Source organism: Amycolatopsis sp. 2-15 (assembly GCF_030285625.1).
In the GTDB taxonomy this organism is placed as follows: Bacteria; Actinomycetota; Actinomycetes; order Mycobacteriales; family Pseudonocardiaceae; genus Amycolatopsis; species Amycolatopsis carbonis.
This window is the reverse complement of sequence record NZ_CP127294.1, coordinates 8,668,309-8,689,975: the sequence shown is the minus strand read 5'-3', so window position 1 is coordinate 8,689,975 and position 21,667 is coordinate 8,668,309. Positions and strand designations below refer to the sequence as shown.

Below are 21,667 nucleotides of genomic sequence, written 5' to 3'. Positions count from 1 at the left end.
GTCGATCGCCCTCGGATCGAAAGGTCTCCATGTCCGACTCCTTCGTGTCCCGTGAGCTGGCGTCCCAACCGCAGATGTGGCGTACGGCGGCCGAGCTGTTCCCCTCCGTCGCGAGCGCGCTGCCGCAGCCGGGGGAACGCGTCGCCGTCGTCGGGTGCGGCACCAGCTGGTTCATCGCCATGAGCTACGCCGTCGCGCGCGAGCAGCGCGGGCACGGCCTGACCGACGCGTTCGCCGGGTCCGAGTACCCGCGCGAGCGCCAGTACGACCGCGTGGTCGCGATCTCGCGCTCCGGCACCACAACCGAAATCGTGGACCTGCTCGGCGCGCTCGGCTCGCAGCGCACGGTGCTGATCACGGCCGTCGGCGACGCGCCGGCCGCCGCGGTGGCCGGCGAGGTCGTCGAACTTCCCTTCGCCGACGAGGAATCCGTGGTGCAGACGCGGTTCGCGACGACCACGCTCGCCCTGCTGCGCGCGGGACTCGGCGACGATGTCGAAGCGCTGGCGGCGCAGGCCGAGCAGGCGCTGCAGGTGCCGATCGCCGACCTGCTCGACGCCGAGCAGGTGAGCTTCATCGGCCGCGACGCCGCCGTGGGCCTCACCTTCGAAGCCGCGTTGAAGACCCGCGAGGCCGCGCAGTTCTGGGCGGAGTCGTACCCCGCCATGGACTACCGCCACGGCCCGATCGCGATCGCGCAGCCCGGCCGGCTCGTGTGGTCGCTCGGCGCGCCGCCCGAGGGCCTGGCCGACGACATCGCCCGCACCGGCGCGACGTTCGTCCACCACGACCTCGATCCGATGGCGGCTTTGGTTGTGGTGCAACGGTTCGCCGTCGCGCTGGCCGGGCGCCGCGGGCTCGACCCCGACCACCCGCGCTCGCTCACGCGCTCGGTCATCCTCACCTGATGGCGGTGCTGGGTGTCGACGTCGGCGGCACCACGGTCAAGGCGCGCGTCACCGGCGACGACGGCGCGGTGCTCGCGCAGTGGCGCGAACCCACGCCGACGGGCGACCCGCAGGCGCTGGCGGGGCTCGTGCGCCGCGCGACCGAGTGGTATCCGGTCGACGCGGTGGGCCTCGTCGTGCCCGGCATCGTCGACGAACGCGCGGGAGTGTGCCTGCAGGCCGTGAACCTCGGCTGGCGCGACGTTCCGGTGCGGGAGCTCGTTTCCGCTTCGGTGGACGTGCCGTTGGCGTTCGGGCAGGACGTCCGCGCCGGTGCGCTCGCCGAAGTCCGCACGGGCGCCGCGGCCGGATCCTCGGAGCCGGTGCTGTTCGCCGCCGTCGGGACGGGCCTGGCCGGCGCTCTGGTGGTGGACGGCCGGGTGCTCGACAGCCCGTGGGCCGGCGAGATCGGTCAGGTGCTCCTGTCCGGCGGCGGCCGGGTGGAGGAGATCGCCTCGGCCTCCGCCCTCGCCCGCCACGCCGGCGCGCCCGACGCCTTCACCGTCGCCGAACGCGTCCGCGGCGGCGACGGTGCCGCGCTGTCTGCTTGGCGCGAGTGCGTCCGCGTGCTCGCCGAGTCCATCGCCTGGACCACCGCCGCCGTCGGCTGCGCCACCGTCGTGGTCGGCGGCGGCCTGGCCGAGGCGGGCGCTCTGCTGCTCGACCCGCTCACCCACGAGGTCTCCGCGCGCCTCGGCATCCTCCGCGCCCCCTCCCTCGTCCGCGCCCACCACGGCGACGCGGCGGCCGTGATCGGCGCGACGTTGCTGGCGCAGGACTTGCTCGCCACGGGAGTGGCGCGATGATCGTCGTGGTCACGCCGAATCCGGCGGTGGACGTCACCTACCGCGTCGCTCGGCACGAGCGCGGCGAGACGAACCGCGTTCTCGAGGTCCAGCGGAGGCCCGGGGGTAAGGGGCTGAACGTCGCGCGGGTGCTGGCCGGGCTGGGGGTCGAGGTGCTGGCCTTGCTGCCGCTCGGTGGTGAGGCCGGGCGGTGGGTCGCGGGGGAACTGGCTGTGCCGCATGAAGTCTCGCCGTTGGCGGGGGAGACGCGGACGACGGTGACCGTCGTGGGGGAGGGGCATCCGACCGTCTACACCGAGCCCGGGCCGGAGACGAGCGAAGCCGAGTGGGCCGCGTTCGGGGAAGTGCTCGGGCGGCGGCTGGCGGATGCGGAGCTGCTGGTCGTCTCGGGGTCGTTGCCGCGTGGGGCGCGGGCGGGGCTGCTCGGAGACTGGGTGCGGGCGGCGCACGAGGCCGGTGCCCGGGTGCTCGCCGACGTTTCCGGGCCCGCGCTGCTGGAAGCGGCGGAGGCCGGGGCCGATGTGGTGAAGCCGAATCTCGCGGAGCTGCTCGAAGCGACGTCCACTGTGGCCGAAGAAGAAGGCGCCACCCGACTGAGGCGGCGAGGTGCCGGGCTGGTGGTCGTATCCCGTGGCGCCCGAGGAATCGCGGCGCACACACCCGAACAGGTCATCGAAATCCCCGCCATCCCCAACGTTGCCGGCAACCCCACCGGAGCGGGTGATGCCGCGACCGCCGGCCTCGCCCAGGCGCTCGTCGACGGCGTCCCCCTCGTCCAGGCGCTTCGCCGCGCCGCCGCGCTCGGGGCGGCGGCCGTGCTGCGCCCGGTGGCGGGCGAGGTCGACCTCGAGGCCTACCGACGTTTTCTCGAACCGAACGGAGAACCCGCATGATCACCCGCCCGGCTCTCGCCCGGATCCTCGCGTCGGCGCGTGAGCGCAACGCCGGGGTCGGCGCGTTCAACGTGATCCTGCTCGAACACGCCGAAGCCATCGCGAGCGGCGCCGAACAGGCCGGCGTGCCGGTAGTCCTGCAGATCAGTGAGAACTGCGTGCGCTACCACGGCGGGCTGGCGCCGATCGCGCTCGCGTCGCTGGAGATCGCCAAGCGGGCCAAGGTCGAAGTGCTCGTGCACCTGGACCACATCGAAGACCAGGACCTGGTGTGCGAAGGCGTCGAGCTCGGCGTGGACAGCGTGATGTACGACGGGTCCCGACTGCCCTACGACGAGAACGTGCGCACCACCCGCGAGATCGCCGACCTCTGCCACTCGGCGGGCATCGCCGTGGAGGCGGAGCTGGGTGAGGTCGGCGGCAAGGACGGCGTTCACGCTCCCGGCGCCCGCACCGACCCGGCCGAGGCCGCCACGTTCGTGAAGGCAACGGGGGTCGACGCGCTGGCGGTCGCCGTCGGCACGTCGCACGCCATGGTGTCGCGCACGGCCAGCGTCGACCGCGCGCTCGTCTCGCGGCTGCGCGACGCGGTGGGGGTGCCGCTGGTGCTGCACGGCTCGTCGGGTCTGTCCGACGAGGAGCTGCGCGGCGCCGTCGAGAGCGGGATGACGAAGATCAACATCTCGACGCACCTCAACGGCCTGTTCACCCGCTCGCTCAAGCAGTTCCTCGACGAGCAGCCGGAGGTCGTCGACCCGCGCAAGTACGTGCGGCTCGGGCGCACGGCCGTCGAAGCGGAGACCGCGCGCCTGCTGCGCCTGCTGGCGGCCTAAGCCTTTCGCTTGGCGGCCAGGCGATCGGCCCGGGGCCACCGCACGTCGGTGGCCCAGCCGAAGCGCTCGAACAGCCAGATCACGCGCGCCGACACGTCGACCTGGCCGCGCAGCACGCCGTGGCGGGCGCAGGTCGGGTCGGCGTGGTGGGAGTTGTGCCAGGACTCGCCCATGGACAGGATCGCGAGCGGCCAGAAGTTGGCGGCCTTGTCGCGGCTGGCGAAGGGGCGTTCGCCGATCAGGTGGCACACGGAGTTGACCGACCAGGTCACGTGGTGCAGCAACGCGATGCGCACCAGCCCCGCCCAGAAGAACGCCGTGACGGCACCCCACCACGACCACGTGATCAGCCCGCCCAGCGCGGCCGGCAGGGCGACGCTGAGCGCGATCCACAGCGCGAAGAAGCGGTTGACCAGCCGCAGGTCGCGGTCGCCGACGAGGTCAGGGGCGAAGCGGTCGGCGTTGGTCACCTCGCGCTTGAACATCCAGCCCATGTGCGCGTGCCAGAACCCGCGCAGCAGCGCCGCCGGCGACGTGCCGAACAGCCACGGCGAGTGCGGATCGCCCTCGCGGTCGGCGAACGCGTGGTGGCGGCGGTGGCTCGCGACCCAGAAGATCACCGAGCCCTGCACCGCCATGCTCCCCGACACGGCCAGCGCGATCCGCAGCGCACGCGGCGCTTTGAACGCGCCGTGCGTGAAGTAGCGGTGGTACCCGACGGTCACGCCGAGCGTGCCGAACGTGTAGAAGACCACGAACAGCGCCGCGTCGACCCAGCTGAGCCCCCAGCCCCACAGCAGCGGAACGGCGGCGACCAGCGCCACGAACGGCACCAGCAGGAAAGTCTTGAGCACGACCATCTCCGCCGGCCCCCGGCGTCCGGAGATCAACGGCTTCACAGTGCTGGACGGGACGGACGTCATGAGCGTCACCTCGCGGCGCTTCGGATGGCGGTTCCGAGCCGAAGGGTAGGTGCCCGTTCTGTCCGCTGCGCCGACGGCGAGCCGACGGAGAGTTACGAAGGCGTGGCCGTCCGGGGCGTCAGCCGGCCGGGGTGAGTTCGCGGTCCGCCGGGGGTGCCGGGTCCAGCGACACCACCGGGCCGCGGTCGCGGGTGCCGGTCCACAACGTCGCCGTGACGACGATGACCAGGGCCGAGCCGAGCACGTGGAACGACACCATCGCCTCGGGCACGCCGAGCGCGTACTGCACCGTCCCCAGCACGCCCTGGGCGAGCGCCACCGCCCAGACCCACGCGTAGCGCTGCCACACGCTCTTCGGCGCGCCCACGCGCAGGAGCTGCAGGCCGAACACCGCGAGCACCACGAGGTAGACGATCAGGAGTCCGCTGTGGATCTGGGCGAGCTTCTCGATGGCGACGTCGAGGCGGTGGGTGTGGATGTCGCCGCCGTGGGGGCCGGCGCCGGTGACGGTCGTGCCGGCGATGAGGACGGCCCACATGAGCACCGTCAGCAGCACCAGCAGCTTGCGGCCCAGCGGCGGCACGATCGGGCGCGCCGGTTCGTCGCCTTCGCGGAACGCGCGCAGCAGCAGCACGGCCAGCCAGATGAGCGGCGTGGACGCCAGGAAGTGGATCGCGACCGTCCACCACTCCAGCTTCGCCAGCACCGTGATGCCGCCGAGCACGGCCTGCAGCACGACACCGCCGGGCATCGTCCACGCCAGCGCGAGCAGGCGCTTGCGGCTCGGGTGGTCGATGAGGATGCGCCACGCCGTGAGCACCGCCAGCGCGGCCACGACGATGACCGCGCCCGTAAGCATGCGGTTCGAGAACTCGATCCACTGGTTGACCGCGTGGATCCCGGGGTGCTGCACCGGCACGAGACTGCCGGGCACGCACTGCGGCCACGTCGGGCAGCCGAGGCCCGAACCCGTCACCCGCACCACGGACCCCGTGACGCCGATGCCGCCCTGCGCCACCACGGCGGCGATCCCGACGGCCCGTTGGACCGCGGTGGAGGGATAGGGCAGGCGGGCGATCAAACTGCGAAGAGGCACGGGGGAATCGTACTCGCGCGCAATTCCGCGCTTTCCCGCCGGATGCGCGGCGACGCTTTTCTCACACCCGTTTCACGCCGAATCAGGTGAGTTTTGTGGTCCGTGTCGCGATAAGTCCGGCCACGATCGCCCACACGGCGAGCACCGCCATCGGCCCGGCGGCGAAGTGACCGTCCACCAGCGCTGCGCGCATGCCTTCGGCGAGCGCGCCCGAGGGCAGCAGCGAGACGACCACACCGAGGCCCGTCGGCAAAGCCGAAGGCGCCAGCAGGATCCCGCCGGCGAGCAGCAGCACGAACCACACGATGTTGGCCAACGCCAGCACGGCCTCGGCTCGCAGGGCGCCGCCGAGCAGCACGCCCAGAGCACCGAACGCGGCCGTGCCCAGCACCAGCAGCACGATCGCCGACGCGATCCCGGCACCCGAGGGCGACCAGCCCAGGAACGCCGCCACCACGCCGATCACGATCGACTGCAGCACGACCACCACCAGCGCCGCGACCACGCGCCCGGCCACGAGGAGCCAACGCGGCAGCGCGGTGGCCGAAAGCCGCTTGAGCACGCCGTAGCGCCGGTCGAAGCCGAGCGCGATGGCCTGTCCGGTGAACGCGGACGACATCACGGCCAGCGCGAGGATCCGCGGCGTGATCCAGTCCACTTTGGACGCGGAGCCGAGCTGGCTCGCGGGCAGGATGTCGAGCAGGCTCAGGCCGATGAGCAGCGCGAGCGGGATGATCAGCGTGAGCAGCAGCTGTTCGCCGTGGCGCAGGGTCAACGCGGCCTCGACGCGCGCGTGCGTGCGCAGCATCCGGCCCAGCGGCCCGCGGCCCGGCGCGGGGGTGAAGGTGCCTTCCGGGAACGTCGTGCTCACGCCCGCAGCTCCCGTCCGGTCAGCTCGAGGAAAACCTCTTCCAGCGTGCGCCGCCCCACCTGCAGCTGTTCGGGCAGCACGCCCTGTTGCGCACACCACGACGTGACGGTGGACACCACCTGCGGATCCACCGCGCCTTCCACGAGGTACGAACCGGGCGAGGACTCGCTCACGCGGTACCCCTCCGGCAAGGCGGCCGTGAGCAGCGACAGGTCCAGCCGGGTGCGTGCGCGGAACCGCAGCTGTGCGGCGTCGCCTTCTTCCAGCGTCAACGCGTGGGGCGAGCCCTGGACCACGACCTTGCCGTGGTCCACGATCACCACCTGGTCGGCGAGCGCTTCGGCTTCTTCCATGAGGTGGGTGGTGAGCAGCACGCTCACGCCGTCGCTGCGCAGCGCGGCCAGCAGCTCCCACACCAGGCGCCGCGCCTGCGGGTCCATGCCCGCGGTCGGCTCGTCGAGGAACACCAGCTCGGGCCGCCCGACGAGCGCGCACGCGAGCGAAAGCCGTTGCTGCTGCCCGCCGGAAAGCCGTTTGAACGGAGTGCGTTTCGCGCCGGCCAGCCCGAGCACGTCGAGCAGCCACACGGGGTCGAGCGGATTCGCCGCGCACGACGCCACCAGGCCGAGCATCTCCGCGGCGTGCACACCCGGGTAGGCGCCGCCGCCCTGCGGCATGATGCCGACGCGCGGGCGCAGCCGGGCACTGTTCTTCACGGGATCGAGGCCGAGGACCCGGACGTTTCCGGCGTCAGGCTTGCGAAACCCTTCGCAGATCTCCACGGTGGTCGTCTTGCCCGCGCCGTTGGGCCCGAGCAAGGCCAGCAGGCAGCCACGCTCCATCCGCAGGTCGAGCCCGTCGACCGCGGTGGTGGAGCCGTAGCTTTTCACCAGGCCGGTGATCTCGACCGCGGGGTTGTCCACAACGAATCACGATACGACGTCCACCACGGCGGGCCGTTTCGGGGACGTCCTGGAGAGCAGGAGCGGCGAAAGCCGGTACACCCACGCGAGCCCGCCGAGCGTCACGAGCACGGCCGCGCCGTAGGCCCACGGCAGGATGTAGGCGTGGCCGTCGAACGTGCTCCCGGTGGGCGGCAGCAGGAACGGCAGCCCGGCGCTGATCACGGTCGCGGCCACGCGGAACCGCGAGGTGCCCGCCGCCGCGGCCAGGGGGATCACGGCCCACAGCACGTACCAGGGCTGCAGGTTGATCTGCAGGATCATCGCGGCGCCGAGGGCCACCCCGAGCCCGATGATGGGCCGGTAGCGCCACTTGAAGCTGGCCCACAGGAACTTGACGGTGACGAACGCCGTCACCAGGTACCCGAGCGCGCCGACGATGGGCACCAGCGCGTCGGTGTGGTTGCCAAGGCCGAGCGCGATGCCGAGCACCCCGGTGAGATTCGCGAGCTCGGCGGTGGGGGAGATCCACGAGCGCACGAGGCCGGGGGTGCCGAGCGCGCCGATCCAGCCGAAGCCCAGGCCGGTGCCGTAGGAGACCGCGACGAGCACCACGCCGAACAGCAGCGCCATCGGCACGCCGGCGCGCACGAGATCCTTGATGCTCCCGTGCCAGCGCCGCGCCACCATCACCGCGAAGAACGGCAACGCCAGCAGCGCCGGCACCTTGACCGCGGCCCCGAGCGTGATGATCGCGACACCGAGCGCGATGCACAGCAGCTCGCCCCGGGCCAGTGGTGGCGGGGAGTCGCCCTTGACGCGCACCGGCAGCCGCCGGATGCCGACCTCCAGCCCGGCGACCATCAGCCCGATGGCCAGCGCGTCGTTGTGGGCGCCGGCGATGAAGTGGAAGATCAGCAATGGGTTGGCCGCGCCCAGCCACAGCGCCGTCACCGGTTGCACGCCGAAGCGGCGCGCCAGCCGCGGCACGGCCCACACGATGAGGACCACGCCGACGAGCGCCAGGCCGCGCTGCAGCAGCACACCCGTCACGATGTCGTTGCCGCCGATCGGCGCGAGCCAGCCGCCCAGGCGCAGCAGCAGCGGCCCGTACGGCGCCGGCGTCTCGCGCCACATGTTGGCCACGCCCGCGGTGAGCGGGTCGGCCACGCCGAGCGCCTGGGCCGGGCCCAGCGTGTACGGGTCCATCCCGCGGTGCACGATCTCGCTCTGCGCGAGGTAGCTGTAGACGTCGCGGGAGAACAGGGGCGGGATGAGCAGCAGGGGCGCCACCCACATCGCGATCGTGCGGGCCATCTGGCCCTGGCTGGCGAGGCGGGCGCTCGCGGGCCGGGCGAAGCGGCCGAGCATGAGCCAGCTCAGCACGAGGATGCCCATGCCGGAGAACGCGATGGCGAGCGAGACGGTCGGGATGCGGGTGAACAGGCGCAGCACCGGCAGGTCCTGCACCGGGTTGATCACGGGGGCGGCGCCGGCGCCGAGCGAGCCGAGCGCGAGGAACAGCGAGCCCACCGTGCCGAACCGGCGGACGATGTCGAGGCCGCGGTGTTCGGCCTGGTCGAGCGGCTGCGGCTCGCGCGGGAGGACGGGCGAGGGTGGCGCCACGGCCGTCGCCGTGTCGCCGGGTGTGCCCACTTCCGGGTCCCGCTGCACGGGTTGCTCGCCGACTGCCACGTCAGGAAGGGTATCGAGTCCCTTCCGTGGTGACTCGGGTCACTGCCGGACACCCCACCTTTGCTCCTGCGCCGGAAATAAGACACACTTGTGTTGTGAAAAAGAACGGGACGCCTGAGGAAGAGGTCTGCGAGGAGCTCGGCGATCAGCCGCGCGCCGCGGACGTCGGCGTTCCCGTGCAGGTCAGCCCGGCCAGCGCGGCCGAAGGGCGCACGCGCCACGAGGTGGCGCGCCTGCTGCTCGAGCAGGGCCCGATGACCGCCGTGGTGGTCGCGGAGCAGCTCGGCATCAGCCCCACGGCCGTCCGCCGGCACCTGGACGCGCTGGTGGCCGACGGTGAGGCCGAGACCCGCGAGGCATCCCGGCGCGGTCCGCGCGGGCGCGGGCGCCCGGCCAAGTTCTTCCTGCTCACCGAGTCGGGCCGCGCCCGGTTCGGGCACGCCTACGACGACCTCGCGGTGTCGGCCATCCGGTTCCTCGCCGAGCACGCCGGCCCCGACGCCGTGCGAGCCTTCGCCGAGAGCCGCGTCGACGCGCTGGTGGGCCCGCACCGCTCCGCCATCACCGGTTCGAGTGATCCCGCGGAGCGCGCCGAGGCCCTGGCCACGGCGCTGACCAGGGAGGGCTACGCTGCGTCGACCCGCCAGGTCGGGGTTCCCGCCGGCCCCGGCCAAAATGTCGGGGCGCAGCTTTGCCAGCACCACTGCCCGGTCGCGCACGTTGCCGCGGAGTTTCCGCAGCTGTGCGAGGCCGAGACCGAGGCGTTCGCCCGGCTGCTCGGTACCCACGTGCAGCGGCTGGCGACGATCGCACGCGGCGACAACGCGTGCACCACACACGTACCCGTCGGCACGTCGGGTATCCCGGCCCTTCCCGAGCCGGACAGCACCAGGCCCTCCGGGACGACCGAGGCGGTTGCGGCGACGCAGCCGGCGCGGGCGGACCGGGGGCGTACAGCACGGATCCCGAATGGAGGGAAACCCGCATGACTGCCGCTGCCGAGCAGCGCACTCCCACCACCGCGCCACTGAGCCAGGAAGAGACCATCGAGTCCCTTGGCAAGTACGCGTTCGGCTGGGCCGACTCCGACGAGGCGGGCTCGACCGCCCGCCGCGGACTGAACGAGGATGTCGTCACCGACATCTCCGGGAAGAAGTCCGAGCCGGAGTGGATGCGCGAAGCCCGCTTGAAGGCGCTCAAGCTCTTCGAGCTGAAGCCGATGCCCAACTGGGGCGCCGACCTCTCCGGGATCGACTTCGACAACATCAAGTACTTCGTGCGGTCCAGCGAGAAGCAGGCCACCAGCTGGGAAGAACTGCCCGAGGACATCAAGAACACCTACGACAAGCTGGGCATCCCCGAGGCGGAGAAGCAGCGCCTCGTCGCCGGCGTCGCCGCGCAGTACGAGTCCGAGGTCGTCTACCACTCCATCCGCGAGGACCTGGAGTCCCAGGGCGTGCTGTTCCTGGACACCGACACCGCGCTCAAGGAGCACCCGGAGATCTTCCAGGAGCACTTCGGCTCCGTGATCCCGGCCGGTGACAACAAGTTCTCCGCGCTGAACACGGCGGTGTGGTCCGGCGGCTCGTTCATCTACGTGCCCAAGGGCGTGAAGGTGGACATCCCGCTGCAGGCCTACTTCCGGATCAACACCGAGAACATGGGCCAGTTCGAGCGCACGCTCATCATCGTCGACGAAGACGCCTACGTGCACTACGTCGAGGGTTGCACCGCGCCGATCTACCAGTCCGACTCGCTGCACTCGGCGGTCGTGGAGATCATCGTGAAAAAGGGCGGCCGCTGCCGCTACACGACGATCCAGAACTGGTCGAACAACGTCTACAACCTGGTCACCAAGCGCGCCAAGTGCGAAGAGGGCGCGACCATGGAGTGGATCGACGGCAACATCGGTTCCAAGGTCACCATGAAGTACCCGTCGGTGTTCCTCATGGGCGAGCACGCCAAGGGCGAGGTCCTCTCGGTCGCGTTCGCGGGCGAGGGACAGCACCAGGACGCGGGCGCCAAGATGGAGCACCTCGCGCCGCACACCTCCTCGACCATCGTGTCGAAGTCGGTGGCGCGCGGCGGCGGCCGGACCTCCTACCGAGGCCTGGTCCGCGTCGCGAAGCGGGCGCACCACTCGCGCTCCAGCGTGGTCTGCGACGCCCTGCTGGTCGACACGATCTCGCGCTCGGACACCTACCCGTACGTGGACATCCGCAACGACGAGGTGTCCATGGGCCACGAGGCCACGGTGTCCAAGGTCAGCGAAGAGCAGCTGTTCTACCTGATGTCGCGCGGTCTCGACGAGGCCGAGGCGATGGCGATGATCGTGCGCGGGTTCGTGGAGCCCATCGCGCGTGAGCTGCCGATGGAGTACGCGCTCGAGCTGAACCGCCTGATCGAGCTCCAGATGGAAGGGTCCGTCGGCTAGTCATGTCGGTTACCGAGAACAACGTTTCGGAGTCGCTTCGCGAGGGGGCCGTCATTCCGGCGGCCTCCCGCGCGGAGCGCTTCACCTCCTACGACGTCGAGGCCTTCGAGGTCCCGGGCGGCCGTGAGGAGAACTGGCGCTTCACGCCGATGAAGCGGCTGCGCGGCCTGCACGACGGCAGCGCGGTCACCTCCGGCGAGATCACCCTCGAAGCCGATGCCGCGCCCGAGCTGACGATCGAGACCGTCGGCCGCGACGACTCGCGGCTGGGCCAGGCCGGCGTGCCGAGCGACCGGATCGCCGCCCAGGCGTACTCCTCGTTCCAGAAGGCGACCGTCGTGACGGTGCCCAAGGAGACGAAGGCGTCGAAGCCGTCGGTGCTGCGCATCCACGGCCCGGGTGAGGGTTTGGTCGCTTACGGGCACCTGCAGGTCCGGGCCGAGGCGTTCGCCGAGGCCGTGGTCGTGCTCGACCACGTCGGCTCCGGCACCTACGCCGACAACGTCGAGTTCGTCATCGGCGCCGGCGCCAAGGTCACCGTGGTCAGCGTCCAGGACTGGGCCGACGACGCGGTGCACGTCTCCGAGCAGCACCTGCAGCTGGGCCGCGACGCGGCCCTGCGGCACACCGTGATCACCCTGGGCGGTGACCTGGTCCGCGTCTCGCCGACGGCGACCTTCACCGACAAGGGCGGCGACGTCGACATGCTCGGCGTCTACTTCGCCGACGGCGGCCAGCACCAGGAGCACCGCCTCTTCGTCGACCACGCGGTGCCCAACTGCAAGTCGCGAGTGGGCTACAAGGGCGCGCTGCAGGGCGAGGGCGCGCACACGGTGTGGATCGGCGACGTGCTGATCCGCGCCGCGGCCGAGGCCACCGACACCTACGAGTTCAACCGCAACCTGGTGCTCACGCCCGGGGCGCGCGCGGACTCCGTGCCGAACCTGGAGATCGAGACCGGCGAGATCGAAGGCGCCGGCCACGCGAGCGCGACGGGAAGGTTCGACGACGAGCAGTTGTTCTACCTCCAGTCGCGCGGAATCGCGGAGGAGGCGGCGCGGCGACTGGTCGTGCGCGGGTTCTTCCACGAGATCCTGGTGAAGATCGACGTGCCCGAGGTGCGCGAGCGCCTCGAAGCCGCGATCGAGGCCGAGCTCGAAGCCGTTGGCGCCTGACCCCGTCCACCGCAGACTTTAGGAAACGAAGAATGGCTACCCTGGAAATCAAGGACCTGCACGCCTCGGTGAACACCGACGAAGGCGCCAAGGAGATCCTCAAGGGCGTGAACCTGACGATCAAGTCGGGCGAAACCCACGCGATCATGGGCCCCAACGGCTCCGGCAAGTCCACCCTGTCCTACGCCATCGCCGGCCACCCGAAGTACCAGGTGATCTCCGGCGAGGTGCTGCTGGACGGTGAGAACGTGCTCGAGATGAGCGTGGACGAGCGCGCCCGCGCCGGCCTGTTCCTGGCCATGCAGTACCCCGTCGAGGTGCCCGGCGTCTCGATGTCCAACTTCCTCCGCACCGCGGCCACCGCGGTCCGTGGCGAGGCCCCCAAGCTGCGCCACTGGGTCAAGGAGGTCAAGGAGGAGATGGGCAAGCTCGAGATCTCGCAGGAGTTCGCCGAGCGCTCCGTGAACGAGGGCTTCTCCGGCGGTGAGAAGAAGCGCCACGAGATCCTGCAGCTGGCGCTGCTCAAGCCGAAGATCGCCATCCTCGACGAGACCGACTCGGGTCTCGACGTCGACGCTCTGCGCGTGGTTTCCGAGGGCGTCAACCAGTACAAGGCCTCGAGCGAGGTCGGCGTCATGCTGATCACGCACTACACCCGCATCCTCCGGCACATCACCCCGGACTTCGTGCACGTGTTCGCCGACGGGCGCATCGTCGAGTCCGGTGGCAAGGAGCTCGCCGACGAGCTGGAGGAGCACGGCTACGTGAAGTACGCGGGCAAGGCCGAGCCCGCCGCACTCTGAGTTTCGCACAGTTCGCGAGCACCACGAGAAGTTCCCGACTACACCGAGAGGAGTTGGCTCGATGACCACCACGGCTTCGAACAGCCCGACCAACTCTGTTCCCCTTGACGTGGCGGCACTGCGTGCCGACTTCCCGATCCTGTCCCGCACCGTGCGCGACGGGAAACCCTTGGTGTACCTGGACTCCGGCGCGACCTCGCAGCGGCCGACGCAGGTCCTCGACGCCGAGCGGCGGTTCCTCGAGACCTCGAACGCCGCCGTGCACCGCGGTGCGCACCAGCTCGCCGAGGAGGCCACCGACGCCTACGAGTCCGCCCGCGCGCGGATCGCGGAGTTCGTCGGTGCCACCCCGGAGGAGCTCGTGTTCACCAAGAACGCCACCGAGGGCATCAACCTCGTGGCGTACGCGATGAGCAACGCGAGCACGGCCGGCCCCGAGTCCGAGCGGTTCAAGGTCGGACCCGGCGACGAGATCGTGATCACCGAGATGGAGCACCACGCGAACCTCGTGCCCTGGCAGCAGCTGTGCCAGCGCACCGGGGCCACGCTGAAGTGGTTCAAGGTGACGCCCGAGGGCCGGCTCGACCTGTCGGAGATCGACGAGCTGATCACGCCGCGCACCAAGCTGGTCGCCTTCGCGCACCAGTCCAACGTGCTCGGCACGATCAATCCGGTCGACGTGCTCGTGGCCAAGGCGAAGTCGGTCGGCGCGCTGACCGTGCTCGACGCCTGCCAGTCGGTGCCCCACGGGGTGTATGGCCAGGGCAACGTCGACTTCGGGGCGCTGGGTGTGGACTTCGCGGCGTTCTCCGGGCACAAGATGCTGGCGCCGTCCGGCATCGGCGTGCTCTACGGGCGCAGTGAGCTGCTCGAAGCGATGCCGCCGTTCCTCACGGGCGGGTCGATGATCGAGTTGGTCCGCATGGAGGGCACCACGTTCGCGCCGCCGCCGCAGCGGTTCGAGGCCGGCGTGCCGATGACGTCGCAGGCCATCGGCCTCGGCGCGGCCGTCGACTACCTCTCGGCGATCGGCATGGAGCGCATCGCGGCCCACGAGCACCTGCTCACCGAGCACGCGCTCGCCGGGATCAGCGCCATCGAGGGAGTCCGGATCGTCGGGCCCACCGACATGGCCGACCGCGGCGGCGCGGTGTCGTTCGTGATCGACGGCGTGCACCCGCACGACGCCGGCCAGGTGCTCGACAGCCTGGGCATCGCCGTGCGCGTGGGCCACCACTGCGCGTGGCCGCTGCACCGGGCGTGCTCCGTGCCGGCCACCGTGCGCGCCACGTTCTACCTCTACAACACACTGTCCGAAGTGGACGCCCTCGTCGACGGGATCCGCGAGGCGCAGAAGTTCTTCGGAGTGGTTGCGTGAACCTCGAGAGCATGTACCAGGAGATCATCCTGGACCACTACAAGAACCCGCACGGGCGCGGCTTGAGCGAGCCCTACGACGCCGAGTCGTTCCAGGTCAACCCGACCTGCGGCGACGAGGTGACGCTGCGCGTGAAGCTCGCGGACGGCAAGGTCGAGCAGGTGTCGTACGAGGGGCAGGGCTGCTCGATCAGCCAGGCTTCCACGTCGGTGCTGACCGACCTCGTCACCGGCCACACCGTGGAGGAGGCGTTCACCACCATGGACGCCTTCGTGGAACTGATGCAGGGCAGGGGCAAGATCGAGCCCGACGAGGACGTGCTGGAGGACGGCATCGCGTTCGCCGGCGTCGCCAAGTACCCGGCGCGCGTGAAGTGCGCCCTCCTCGGTTGGATGGCGTTCAAGGACGCCGTGGCCCGCACCACCACAGGAGCTGAGAAGGCATGAGCGAAGAGACCGTGGCCCCGGAGGCGACGACCCCGGAGCACCGTGAAGGGCGCACCGCCGCGGACCTGCCGGAGCAGGCCGCTTCGTCGGTGCCCGCCGATGTCGCCAAGATCGAGGACATCGAAGAGGCGATGCGCGACGTCGTGGACCCCGAGCTCGGGATCAACGTCGTCGACCTCGGCCTGGTGTACGACATCCGCGTGGAGAAGGACAACTCCGCCACGCTGGATATGACGCTCACGTCGGCGGCCTGCCCGCTCACCGACGTGATCGAGGACCAGACCTCCGCGGCCCTGACTTCCGGCGGCCTCGTGAGCGACTTCCGGATCAACTGGGTCTGGATGCCGCCGTGGGGCCCGGAAAAGATCACCGACGACGGCCGCGAGCAGCTGCGTGCGCTCGGGTTCACCGTCTGAGCTTTTTTCGAGGGAACAGGCCACTCCGCTCGCAGCGGGGTGGCCTGTTCTGTTTCGGCGGTTGTATAACGGCCTATACGGCACCGGTCGATTCGACATGCCAAGGTGCCTTCCGCCCGGGGGCGAAGCGGCTCCAGAGCGCGACGGCCTCGGCCAGGGACGTGCGGCGTTCGACGTGCAGCGCGGCGAGCCGGGGGAGCGGCGCGCCCGAGGTGAGCAGGTGGTCGAGCTGGACGCGGGAGAGGCCGAGCACCCGTAGGTGCCGCAGCTCGCCGACCCGCTCGAGGCCGGTCACCTCGACGCCGCTGACGTCCAGGTGCACCAGGCTCGGCAGTGCGGCGAGCTGGGCCACGCCGACGGGATGGTTGAGCACCTTCAGCTCCAGGCGCCACAGCCGGTGCCCGGCGAAGGCGTCCAGGTCGGCTTCGCCCGCTTCCACGGACAGGGCCTTTAGCGCCGGCAGGTGGGCAAGGCCGCCGGTGACGCGGGCGGCGCGGTTGATGCTCACCTCCTTGAGTGCCGGAAAGCCTTGCAGCACATCGAGGTTCGCTGTGCCGGCGTCGTTGAGGTAGAGCTGTTGCACGAGGGGCTGGTCGGCGACGTCGTGCGCGCCGAGGTGCTCGATGCCCGGGCCGGTGACGACCTCGGTGTGGCTGCGGAAGGGGCTGTCGCGCAGGGAGACGTCGGGTTCGAGGAACACCTCGTCTTCGTCGTGCTCGTACCGGCCTTCGCGCAGGGCCTCGACGACCTCCGTGAGCATCGCCGTGACCGACGGCGCGACGTAGCGCAGCGGGCCGTGGATGTCACGGCCGTACTCCACGATCTGGCCGGCGCGGCCGTCCGATGCGGGGTCGAGGTCGGTGAACAGGAAGTTCATCGCGCGGTCGCTGCCGAAGGTGACCCACCAGTCGTTGCGGGACAAGCGTTTCACGTGCCCGAACGGCAGTGGCTCGAACACCACGCCGGTGTCGGACACGCCGTCCTCTCAGCCATAGGAGCCCGGCAGGCCTTCGGTGTAGTCGGCAACGACCTGGTCGAGGGCGTTGCAGGAGTACGGGCCGAGCAGGCCGATCTGGTCAGGATCGCCGTCGGTCACGCGGTAGAGCGCGCGCAGGTCTTCCGGCAGCCGCGCGCCGATCCGCTCTTCGGCCGCCGCGATCTCCGCCTCCGTGCGCCCGGCGGGCCACGGCGGCGCCTGGCCCTTGATCCGCGTGTAGTGCGCCGCGAACTCCTCGCACAGCCGCGTGATCTCGGCGAGGACGGCCGGTTCCGTCGGCGCTCCGGTGGGCGCGGCGGCGGCCGGGCGGAGCAGGCCGGGCCGGGGGTGACCCAGGTAGCGGAAGTTCTCGTCGAACACGAGCCAGCCGTCGTTGACGGAGGAGAGCGCGCCACTCGCCGCGAAGGCGTAGCTGCCGTCGGGACGCAGCCGCAGCTCGTACGTGCCGGGCTCCGCGTCGAAGAGGCTGCGCAGGGAGCTCCCGCTGATCCGCAGCCACTTGCGGGTGGGCGCCCAGGCGTCCAGCGCCAGTGAGCCGCCGGTGACGCGCACTTGCAGCACGGCTTCTTCGACGCCAGCGGCGGAACGCAGTGCGGTCGCCAGGTCGTGGGCGACCTTCTCGAAATCCACGGCGGTGAAGCTAGCGCGAAGGTCCGACGAAAATCGGGCCCGGGTGCTATGACTGGGACATGACCGAAGCGGACAACGAGCGCGAACCCCGGCGGGGCCAGGCCGTCGCGGCAGTGGCGATCGCGGCTGTGGCCTTCATGTTGGTCGTGGCGACATGGATCGCGTGGTTGCTGGTGCGGCCCAGGATGGAGGCGGGGCCGGTGTATCCGATCGTGGGGCAGGTGTTCCTGCTCGTGCTGGGAGCGCTGTTCTTCGTCGGGCTGCTGGCCGGGGTGCTGGCGATCGTGCTGGGCCTGACCGGCGGTGGGCGTGAATACGGCGGCGAAGTGGCTCGTGCCGGTGTGCTGCTGGGCGGGCTCACGTGCGTGGTCGCGCTCGGTGGAGCGGTCGCGTTCGCGGTCAATCCTCTGTGGACTTCGACGGTGGCCAACTTCGACATGGGGACCCTGGGCAACCCCTTCGGTCGGTGACGGTCCTCAAGTCGATCGCGCTGTTCGTCGCCGCCGCGGCGCTGGAGATCGGCGGCGCGTGGCTCATCTGGCAGGGCGTGCGCGAGCACCGCGGCTGGGCGTGGATCGGCGGGGGGATCGTGGCCCTCGGGCTCTACGGATTCGTCGCCACGCTGCAGCCCGACGCACACTTCGGCCGCATCCTCGCCGCGTACGGCGGGGTTTTCGTAGCCGGCTCGCTGGCCTGGGGCGTGGTGGCCGACGGCTACCGGCCCGACCGGTTCGACGTGCTCGGCGCGCTGCTGTGCCTCGCTGGCGTCGCGGTGATCATGTACGCGCCGCGAACCGGGTAACGCTCGCCGGTCTCGCCCGATAGATCAGCGTGACCGAACCCGACTTCCCGCCGCCGCCCGCTCCGGTGCAGGTCAAGCGGCGGTTCTCGCCGCTGCTGGCGATCTTCCTCGTGCTCGCCGTCGCCGGCGTGGTGCTCGCGATCACCGGTGTGCTCACGGTGTTCAGCTACCGGACAGTGAGTATCCGGAGCGGCTCGATGTCCTCCGCCGTGGCTCCGGGAAGCGCGGCGATCTACGGCTTGCGCGGAGGCCAGGAGATCCACCGTGGCGACGTGGTGGTGTTCGAGGCCGATGTGTTTCCCGGCGCCCCTCACGGCAAGTTCATGCAGCGCGTGATCGCGGTCGGCGGCGACGAGATCCGCTGCTGCGACCTCGACAAGCGGATCATCGTGAACGGCAAACCGGTCGCCGAGCCGTACCTCGACCCGGCCGTTTCGCCCGCCGACGCCGCCGTGCCCTTCGAGGCGAAGGTGCCGCCTGGGACGGTTTTCGTCGCCGGGGACACGCGGAACAACTCGTTCGACTCCCGCATGGTCGTCCAGCCGTACGCGCTCGAGACCGGCTCCGTTCCACTGTCCAAAGTGGATGGTGTGGTCGTGGCGACGGGCAGCTTCTTCTGGCCCGAGACGGTGAAGCCCACCACCGCGTTCACCGACGCGGGGCTGTCCGGAGCGTCTACGGAGGACACCGGCCCGGTCTCCAGCCGGCTCACCGCAACCGGTGGCGCCGCGCTATTCCTGCTCGGGTTCGTCGGCGCGATCGTGACCGCCGTAAGACGACGAAAAGCAGCCGCAGCCCCACCAAGGCACTGATCACGACCGGAGCGGGGTCGGGGACCGAAGTACGCGCCGCGAACTGGGTAACGCCGGCGGGGCCGGCCCGATAGAGGGGCGTGACCGACTTCCCGGCGCCCCCGGCCGCGCCGCCTCGCACACGCCGGTTTTCGCCGTTTCTGGCGCTTTTCGTGATATTCGTGGTGGCCGGCCCGGTGCTCGGAGTGACCGGGGCGGTGAAGCTGCTCGGCTACACCACCGTGCGCATCGGTGAACGCTCCATGGAAACCACGGTCGCAGACGGCGAGCCCATGGTTCTCCACTGGGCCGGGAGCCACGAGATCCACCGGGGCGACCTGGTCTTGTTCCAGATCGACGCGTTCCCCGGCTCACCGCCCGGCTACCACCTCCTCGATCGCGTGATCGCCGTCGGCGGCGACCGGGTGGTCTGCTGTGGGCCCGACAGCCGGCTGCAGGTGAACGGCAAGTCCGTCACCGAGCCCTACCTCGATCCGGTGGTGCCGCTCTCGGCCGGCGCCTACGAGTTCACGGCGCAGGTGCCGCCGGGCTCGATTTTCGTCGCGGGCGACAGACGCGACATCACCATCGATTCCCGCAGATTCGTCGACGAGCCCGGTGGTGGCGCGATCCCGCTGTCCAAGGTGGACGGGGTGATCGTCGCGAGGGGCACGGTCTTCTCCTCCGTGACCCTCAAGCCCACCACGGCGTTCGCCGACGCCGGCCTGCCCGGAGCATCTACTGCGGACACCGGCCTCCGCGTGGCCCGGTACCTGGTCCTCGGCGGTGTCGCGCTGTTCGTGCTCGGGTTCATCGGCTTGATCGTGACCGTCGCGCGCTCCGGCGGAAGACGACGAACAGCAGCCGCAGGCCCACCAATGCACTGATCACGAGCAGGTTGTAGCCGAAAACCTGGTTGAGTGTCAGGTCCGGCAGCAGTCGCGGGCCGCTCGCGCTGCCGAGCAGCAGCACGGCCATCAGACCGGTCGCGATGCCGACGAACGCCAGCAGCACCTCGTGCACGAGGCCCGTCACGAGGTTGCGGTCGCGTTCGTCGGAGAACAGCCGCACGTTGACCGAAAGCCGGCCCTCCTCCAGGGCCGCGCCGATCCGGTCGACGCGGCGGGGGAGCCGGCGCAGCACCGGCAGCAGGGCCAGCACCTCGTCGCGGACGGTCTCGGGCCGCAGGCGCGCGCCGAGCTGCTCGCCGGCGAACGAACGCGACTCGGCGACCACGTCGAAGCCGGGCGCGAGCGTGGCCAGGGTGCCTTCGGCCGTCGCGAGCGTGCGGAAGACGGCGGCAATGGGCGGCGGGACGGCGAGGCGGAAGTCGGCGACCACGCGGAACAGGTCGGTGAACAGGTCCAGCCCCGGCGCCCGGCCCGGGCCGAAGTGGCGGGCGAGCAACCCGCCGAGCGCGCGTTCCAGGCGTTGCTCGTCGATCTCGTCGGGGCGGTCGACGATCTCCAGCAGCCCGTCGCGCAGCCCGGCCGGATCACCGCGGTCGAGAGCGAGCAGCAGGTTCTGCAGGCCGGCGCGCAGGCCCGCGTCGAGGCGGCCGACGGAGCCGAAGTCGAGCAGACCGAGCGTGCCGTCGTCGAGCAGGAGGACGTTGCCGGGGTGCGGGTCGGCGTGGAAGACGCCGCCGATGAGCACCTGGTCGAGCAGGCAGCGCAGGAACGCCCGGGCGAGCCTTTCGCCCTCGCCCGGCGCCGCGGTCGAGAGGGGTTTGCCGTTGAGGCGGCCCATCACGAGCACGCGTTCCGTGGACAGTGCTTTGTGGACGGCCGGCAGTGTCACCCCGGCCACAGGTTGGGCCGCCACGGCTTCGATGTTGGCCGCCTCCACCCGGAAATCCAACTCCTCGGTCAGCGCTTCGGCGAACCCGTCGGCCAGTTCGGTGACGCCGAGCGCCCGGGCCCAGCCGGCCCGTTCGTCGAGGAGCGCGGCGAGGCGGCGGACGATGTCGACGTCGCGTTCGGCCTGCGCGCGGATACCCGGCCGCTGGACCTTGACCACGACTTCCGCGCCGGAGCGCAGCCGCGCGCCGTAGACCTGCGCGATCGACGCCGCCGCGAGTGGTTCCGGGTCGAACTCGGCGAAGACGTCGGACGGGTCGGCGCCGAGCTCCTCGCGCAGCAGGGCGAAGACGGTTTCGGCCGGCGCGGGTGCCACGCGGTCCTGCAGCCGGCCGAGCTCGTCGACGAAGGCGGGCGGCAGGTCGGAGCGGGTGGAGAGCAGCTGGCCGAGCTTCACGAACGTCACGCCGCCCTCCTCCAGCGCGCGGCGCAGCGACCGCGCGAGCTTGGCGTGGCGGCCGGGCGCGAGGCCGGGTTCGCGGCGCCCGGTGAGGTACCCGCCGAGGCCGTGGCTGATCGCGATGCGCATGATCCGCGAGTAGCGCCCGGTCCGCGCGACGCGGGCGCGCACCGAGCGCAGCTGCCCGAACAGCCCGAGCCCGGTCCCCGACGGCGCGGCGAGCTCCGCGACGAACAGGAACAACAGCGTCGCGGCCAGCGCGCACCCGGCCAGCGGGATGAGCAGCCCGACCGCCGCGCCGGCACTGCTGAGCACCGCGAGCGGGAAGGTCCGGACCACCAGCCCGCCCACGACCCAGCCGAACACCGCCGCGCACAGCGCCCGGACGTACCCGATCCGCACGCCGAGCACCCGCCGCGATGCGGCGACGAGCGGCCACAGCACGAGGACGTAGGCGAAGAGGCCGACCAGCAGGGTTTCCATGGTTGTCGAGCACACCAGGGTTCGCGGCCGCGCGGTTCCAGCCGAGGCGGGACCGCACTCCCTCTCATGGGGGACCGTGCTGACAGA

At 71.0% G+C, this 21,667-nt stretch carries 23 protein-coding genes; 15 read left to right on the top strand and 8 right to left on the bottom strand.

Annotated features, from left to right (window positions below):
• Positions 1-29: 29 nt before the first annotated feature.
• Genes QRX50_RS42880 through QRX50_RS42865 form a run of 4 tightly spaced genes read left to right on the top strand, consistent with a single transcriptional unit; the run spans position 30 to position 3,479 of the window.
• Positions 30-908: an SIS domain-containing protein gene (locus QRX50_RS42880; protein ID WP_285968802.1), complete on the top strand. Its 879-nt coding sequence runs from the start codon at positions 30-32 to the stop codon at positions 906-908.
• On the top strand, positions 908-1,753 hold the full coding sequence (locus tag QRX50_RS42875; protein ID WP_285968801.1) for an ROK family protein: 846 nt from the start codon (positions 908-910) through the stop codon (positions 1,751-1,753). The genes QRX50_RS42880 and QRX50_RS42875 overlap by 1 nt, the downstream gene beginning before the upstream one ends.
• Complete coding sequence (locus QRX50_RS42870) at positions 1,750-2,646, top strand: 1-phosphofructokinase family hexose kinase (protein WP_285968800.1); 897 nt, start codon at positions 1,750-1,752, stop codon at positions 2,644-2,646. The genes QRX50_RS42875 and QRX50_RS42870 overlap by 4 nt, the downstream gene beginning before the upstream one ends.
• Complete coding sequence (locus QRX50_RS42865; protein WP_285968799.1) at positions 2,643-3,479, top strand: class II fructose-bisphosphate aldolase; 837 nt, start codon at positions 2,643-2,645, stop codon at positions 3,477-3,479. The genes QRX50_RS42870 and QRX50_RS42865 overlap by 4 nt, the downstream gene beginning before the upstream one ends.
• On the opposite strand, the gene QRX50_RS42860 is transcribed toward QRX50_RS42865, so the two are convergent.
• From QRX50_RS42860 to mptB, 5 genes are all read right to left on the bottom strand, one after another.
• Entirely contained in the window at positions 3,476-4,402 is a 927-nt protein-coding gene (locus QRX50_RS42860) for an acyl-CoA desaturase (protein ID WP_285968798.1), read from the bottom strand. The genes QRX50_RS42865 and QRX50_RS42860 overlap by 4 nt on opposite strands.
• Positions 4,403-4,520: 118 nt before the next feature.
• Positions 4,521-5,498 (bottom strand): COX15/CtaA family protein, encoded by a 978-nt coding sequence (locus tag QRX50_RS42855; RefSeq protein ID WP_285968797.1) that lies wholly within the window; start codon positions 5,496-5,498, stop codon positions 4,521-4,523.
• A gap of 82 nt (positions 5,499-5,580) precedes the next feature.
• A complete protein-coding gene (locus tag QRX50_RS42850) occupies positions 5,581-6,306 on the bottom strand; it encodes an ABC transporter permease (protein ID WP_285974703.1) in 726 nt (241 codons plus the stop codon).
• Positions 6,307-6,365: 59 nt separating this feature from the next.
• The gene (locus tag QRX50_RS42845; RefSeq protein WP_285968796.1) at positions 6,366-7,292 is read right to left on the bottom strand and encodes an ABC transporter ATP-binding protein; all 927 of its coding nucleotides are present in this window, start codon (positions 7,290-7,292) and stop codon (positions 6,366-6,368) included.
• Between the two features lie 6 nt (positions 7,293-7,298).
• Positions 7,299-8,927 carry a polyprenol phosphomannose-dependent alpha 1,6 mannosyltransferase MptB gene (gene mptB, locus QRX50_RS42840; RefSeq protein WP_434533384.1) on the bottom strand — a complete coding sequence of 543 codons (1,629 nt, stop codon included), beginning with the start codon at positions 8,925-8,927 and terminating at the stop codon, positions 7,299-7,301.
• Between the two features lie 134 nt (positions 8,928-9,061).
• Here mptB and QRX50_RS42835 point away from each other — a divergent pair, with 134 nt between their 5' ends.
• The 7 genes from QRX50_RS42835 (at position 9,062) to QRX50_RS42805 (ending at position 15,618) form a co-directional block, all read left to right on the top strand.
• Positions 9,062-9,955 carry a helix-turn-helix transcriptional regulator gene (locus QRX50_RS42835; protein ID WP_434533193.1) on the top strand — a complete coding sequence of 298 codons (894 nt, stop codon included), beginning with the start codon at positions 9,062-9,064 and terminating at the stop codon, positions 9,953-9,955.
• Complete coding sequence (sufB, locus tag QRX50_RS42830) at positions 9,952-11,400, top strand: Fe-S cluster assembly protein SufB (protein WP_285968795.1); 1,449 nt, start codon at positions 9,952-9,954, stop codon at positions 11,398-11,400. Before QRX50_RS42835 ends, sufB begins: the two co-directional genes overlap by 4 nt.
• Before the next feature lie 2 nt (positions 11,401-11,402).
• On the top strand, positions 11,403-12,575 hold the full coding sequence (gene sufD, locus QRX50_RS42825; RefSeq protein ID WP_285968794.1) for a Fe-S cluster assembly protein SufD: 1,173 nt from the start codon (positions 11,403-11,405) through the stop codon (positions 12,573-12,575).
• A 32-nt stretch (positions 12,576-12,607) separates the two neighbouring features.
• Positions 12,608-13,378 (top strand): Fe-S cluster assembly ATPase SufC, encoded by a 771-nt coding sequence (gene sufC / locus QRX50_RS42820; RefSeq protein WP_285968793.1) that lies wholly within the window; start codon positions 12,608-12,610, stop codon positions 13,376-13,378.
• Positions 13,379-13,439: 61 nt separating this feature from the next.
• Entirely contained in the window at positions 13,440-14,756 is a 1,317-nt protein-coding gene (locus QRX50_RS42815; RefSeq protein ID WP_285968792.1) for a cysteine desulfurase, read from the top strand.
• Positions 14,753-15,202 (top strand): Fe-S cluster assembly sulfur transfer protein SufU, encoded by a 450-nt coding sequence (gene sufU, locus QRX50_RS42810; protein WP_285968791.1) that lies wholly within the window; start codon positions 14,753-14,755, stop codon positions 15,200-15,202. Before QRX50_RS42815 ends, sufU begins: the two co-directional genes overlap by 4 nt.
• Positions 15,199-15,618: a metal-sulfur cluster assembly factor gene (locus QRX50_RS42805; RefSeq protein WP_285968790.1), complete on the top strand. Its 420-nt coding sequence runs from the start codon at positions 15,199-15,201 to the stop codon at positions 15,616-15,618. Before sufU ends, QRX50_RS42805 begins: the two co-directional genes overlap by 4 nt.
• Positions 15,619-15,691: 73 nt before the next feature.
• On the opposite strand, the gene QRX50_RS42800 is transcribed toward QRX50_RS42805, so the two are convergent.
• Positions 15,692-16,594, bottom strand: a complete 903-nt coding sequence (locus QRX50_RS42800) for a hypothetical protein (RefSeq protein WP_285968789.1) — start codon at positions 16,592-16,594, stop codon at positions 15,692-15,694.
• 9 nt (positions 16,595-16,603) lie between these two features.
• Positions 16,604-17,245, bottom strand: coding sequence for an SMI1/KNR4 family protein (locus tag QRX50_RS42795; RefSeq protein ID WP_285968788.1), 642 nt, complete (start codon positions 17,243-17,245; stop codon positions 16,604-16,606).
• Positions 17,246-17,304: 59 nt separating this feature from the next.
• On the opposite strand from QRX50_RS42795, the gene QRX50_RS42790 reads away from it, so the two are divergent.
• The 4 genes from QRX50_RS42790 (at position 17,305) to lepB (QRX50_RS42775) (ending at position 19,725) form a co-directional block, all read left to right on the top strand.
• Positions 17,305-17,715: a hypothetical protein gene (locus QRX50_RS42790; RefSeq protein WP_285968787.1), complete on the top strand. Its 411-nt coding sequence runs from the start codon at positions 17,305-17,307 to the stop codon at positions 17,713-17,715.
• On the top strand, positions 17,712-18,047 hold the full coding sequence (locus QRX50_RS42785) for a YnfA family protein (protein WP_285968786.1): 336 nt from the start codon (positions 17,712-17,714) through the stop codon (positions 18,045-18,047). Before QRX50_RS42790 ends, QRX50_RS42785 begins: the two co-directional genes overlap by 4 nt.
• 29 nt (positions 18,048-18,076) lie before the next feature.
• Positions 18,077-18,859, top strand: coding sequence for a signal peptidase I (lepB, locus tag QRX50_RS42780; protein WP_285968785.1), 783 nt, complete (start codon positions 18,077-18,079; stop codon positions 18,857-18,859).
• 80 nt (positions 18,860-18,939) lie between these two features.
• Complete coding sequence (lepB, locus tag QRX50_RS42775) at positions 18,940-19,725, top strand: signal peptidase I (RefSeq protein ID WP_285968784.1); 786 nt, start codon at positions 18,940-18,942, stop codon at positions 19,723-19,725.
• Here lepB (QRX50_RS42775) and QRX50_RS42770 read toward each other — a convergent pair.
• Entirely contained in the window at positions 19,649-21,580 is a 1,932-nt protein-coding gene (locus QRX50_RS42770; RefSeq protein ID WP_285968783.1) for an ABC1 kinase family protein, read from the bottom strand. The two genes, lepB (QRX50_RS42775) and QRX50_RS42770, sit on opposite strands and share 77 nt — an antisense overlap.
• Positions 21,581-21,667: the final 87 nt, after the last annotated feature.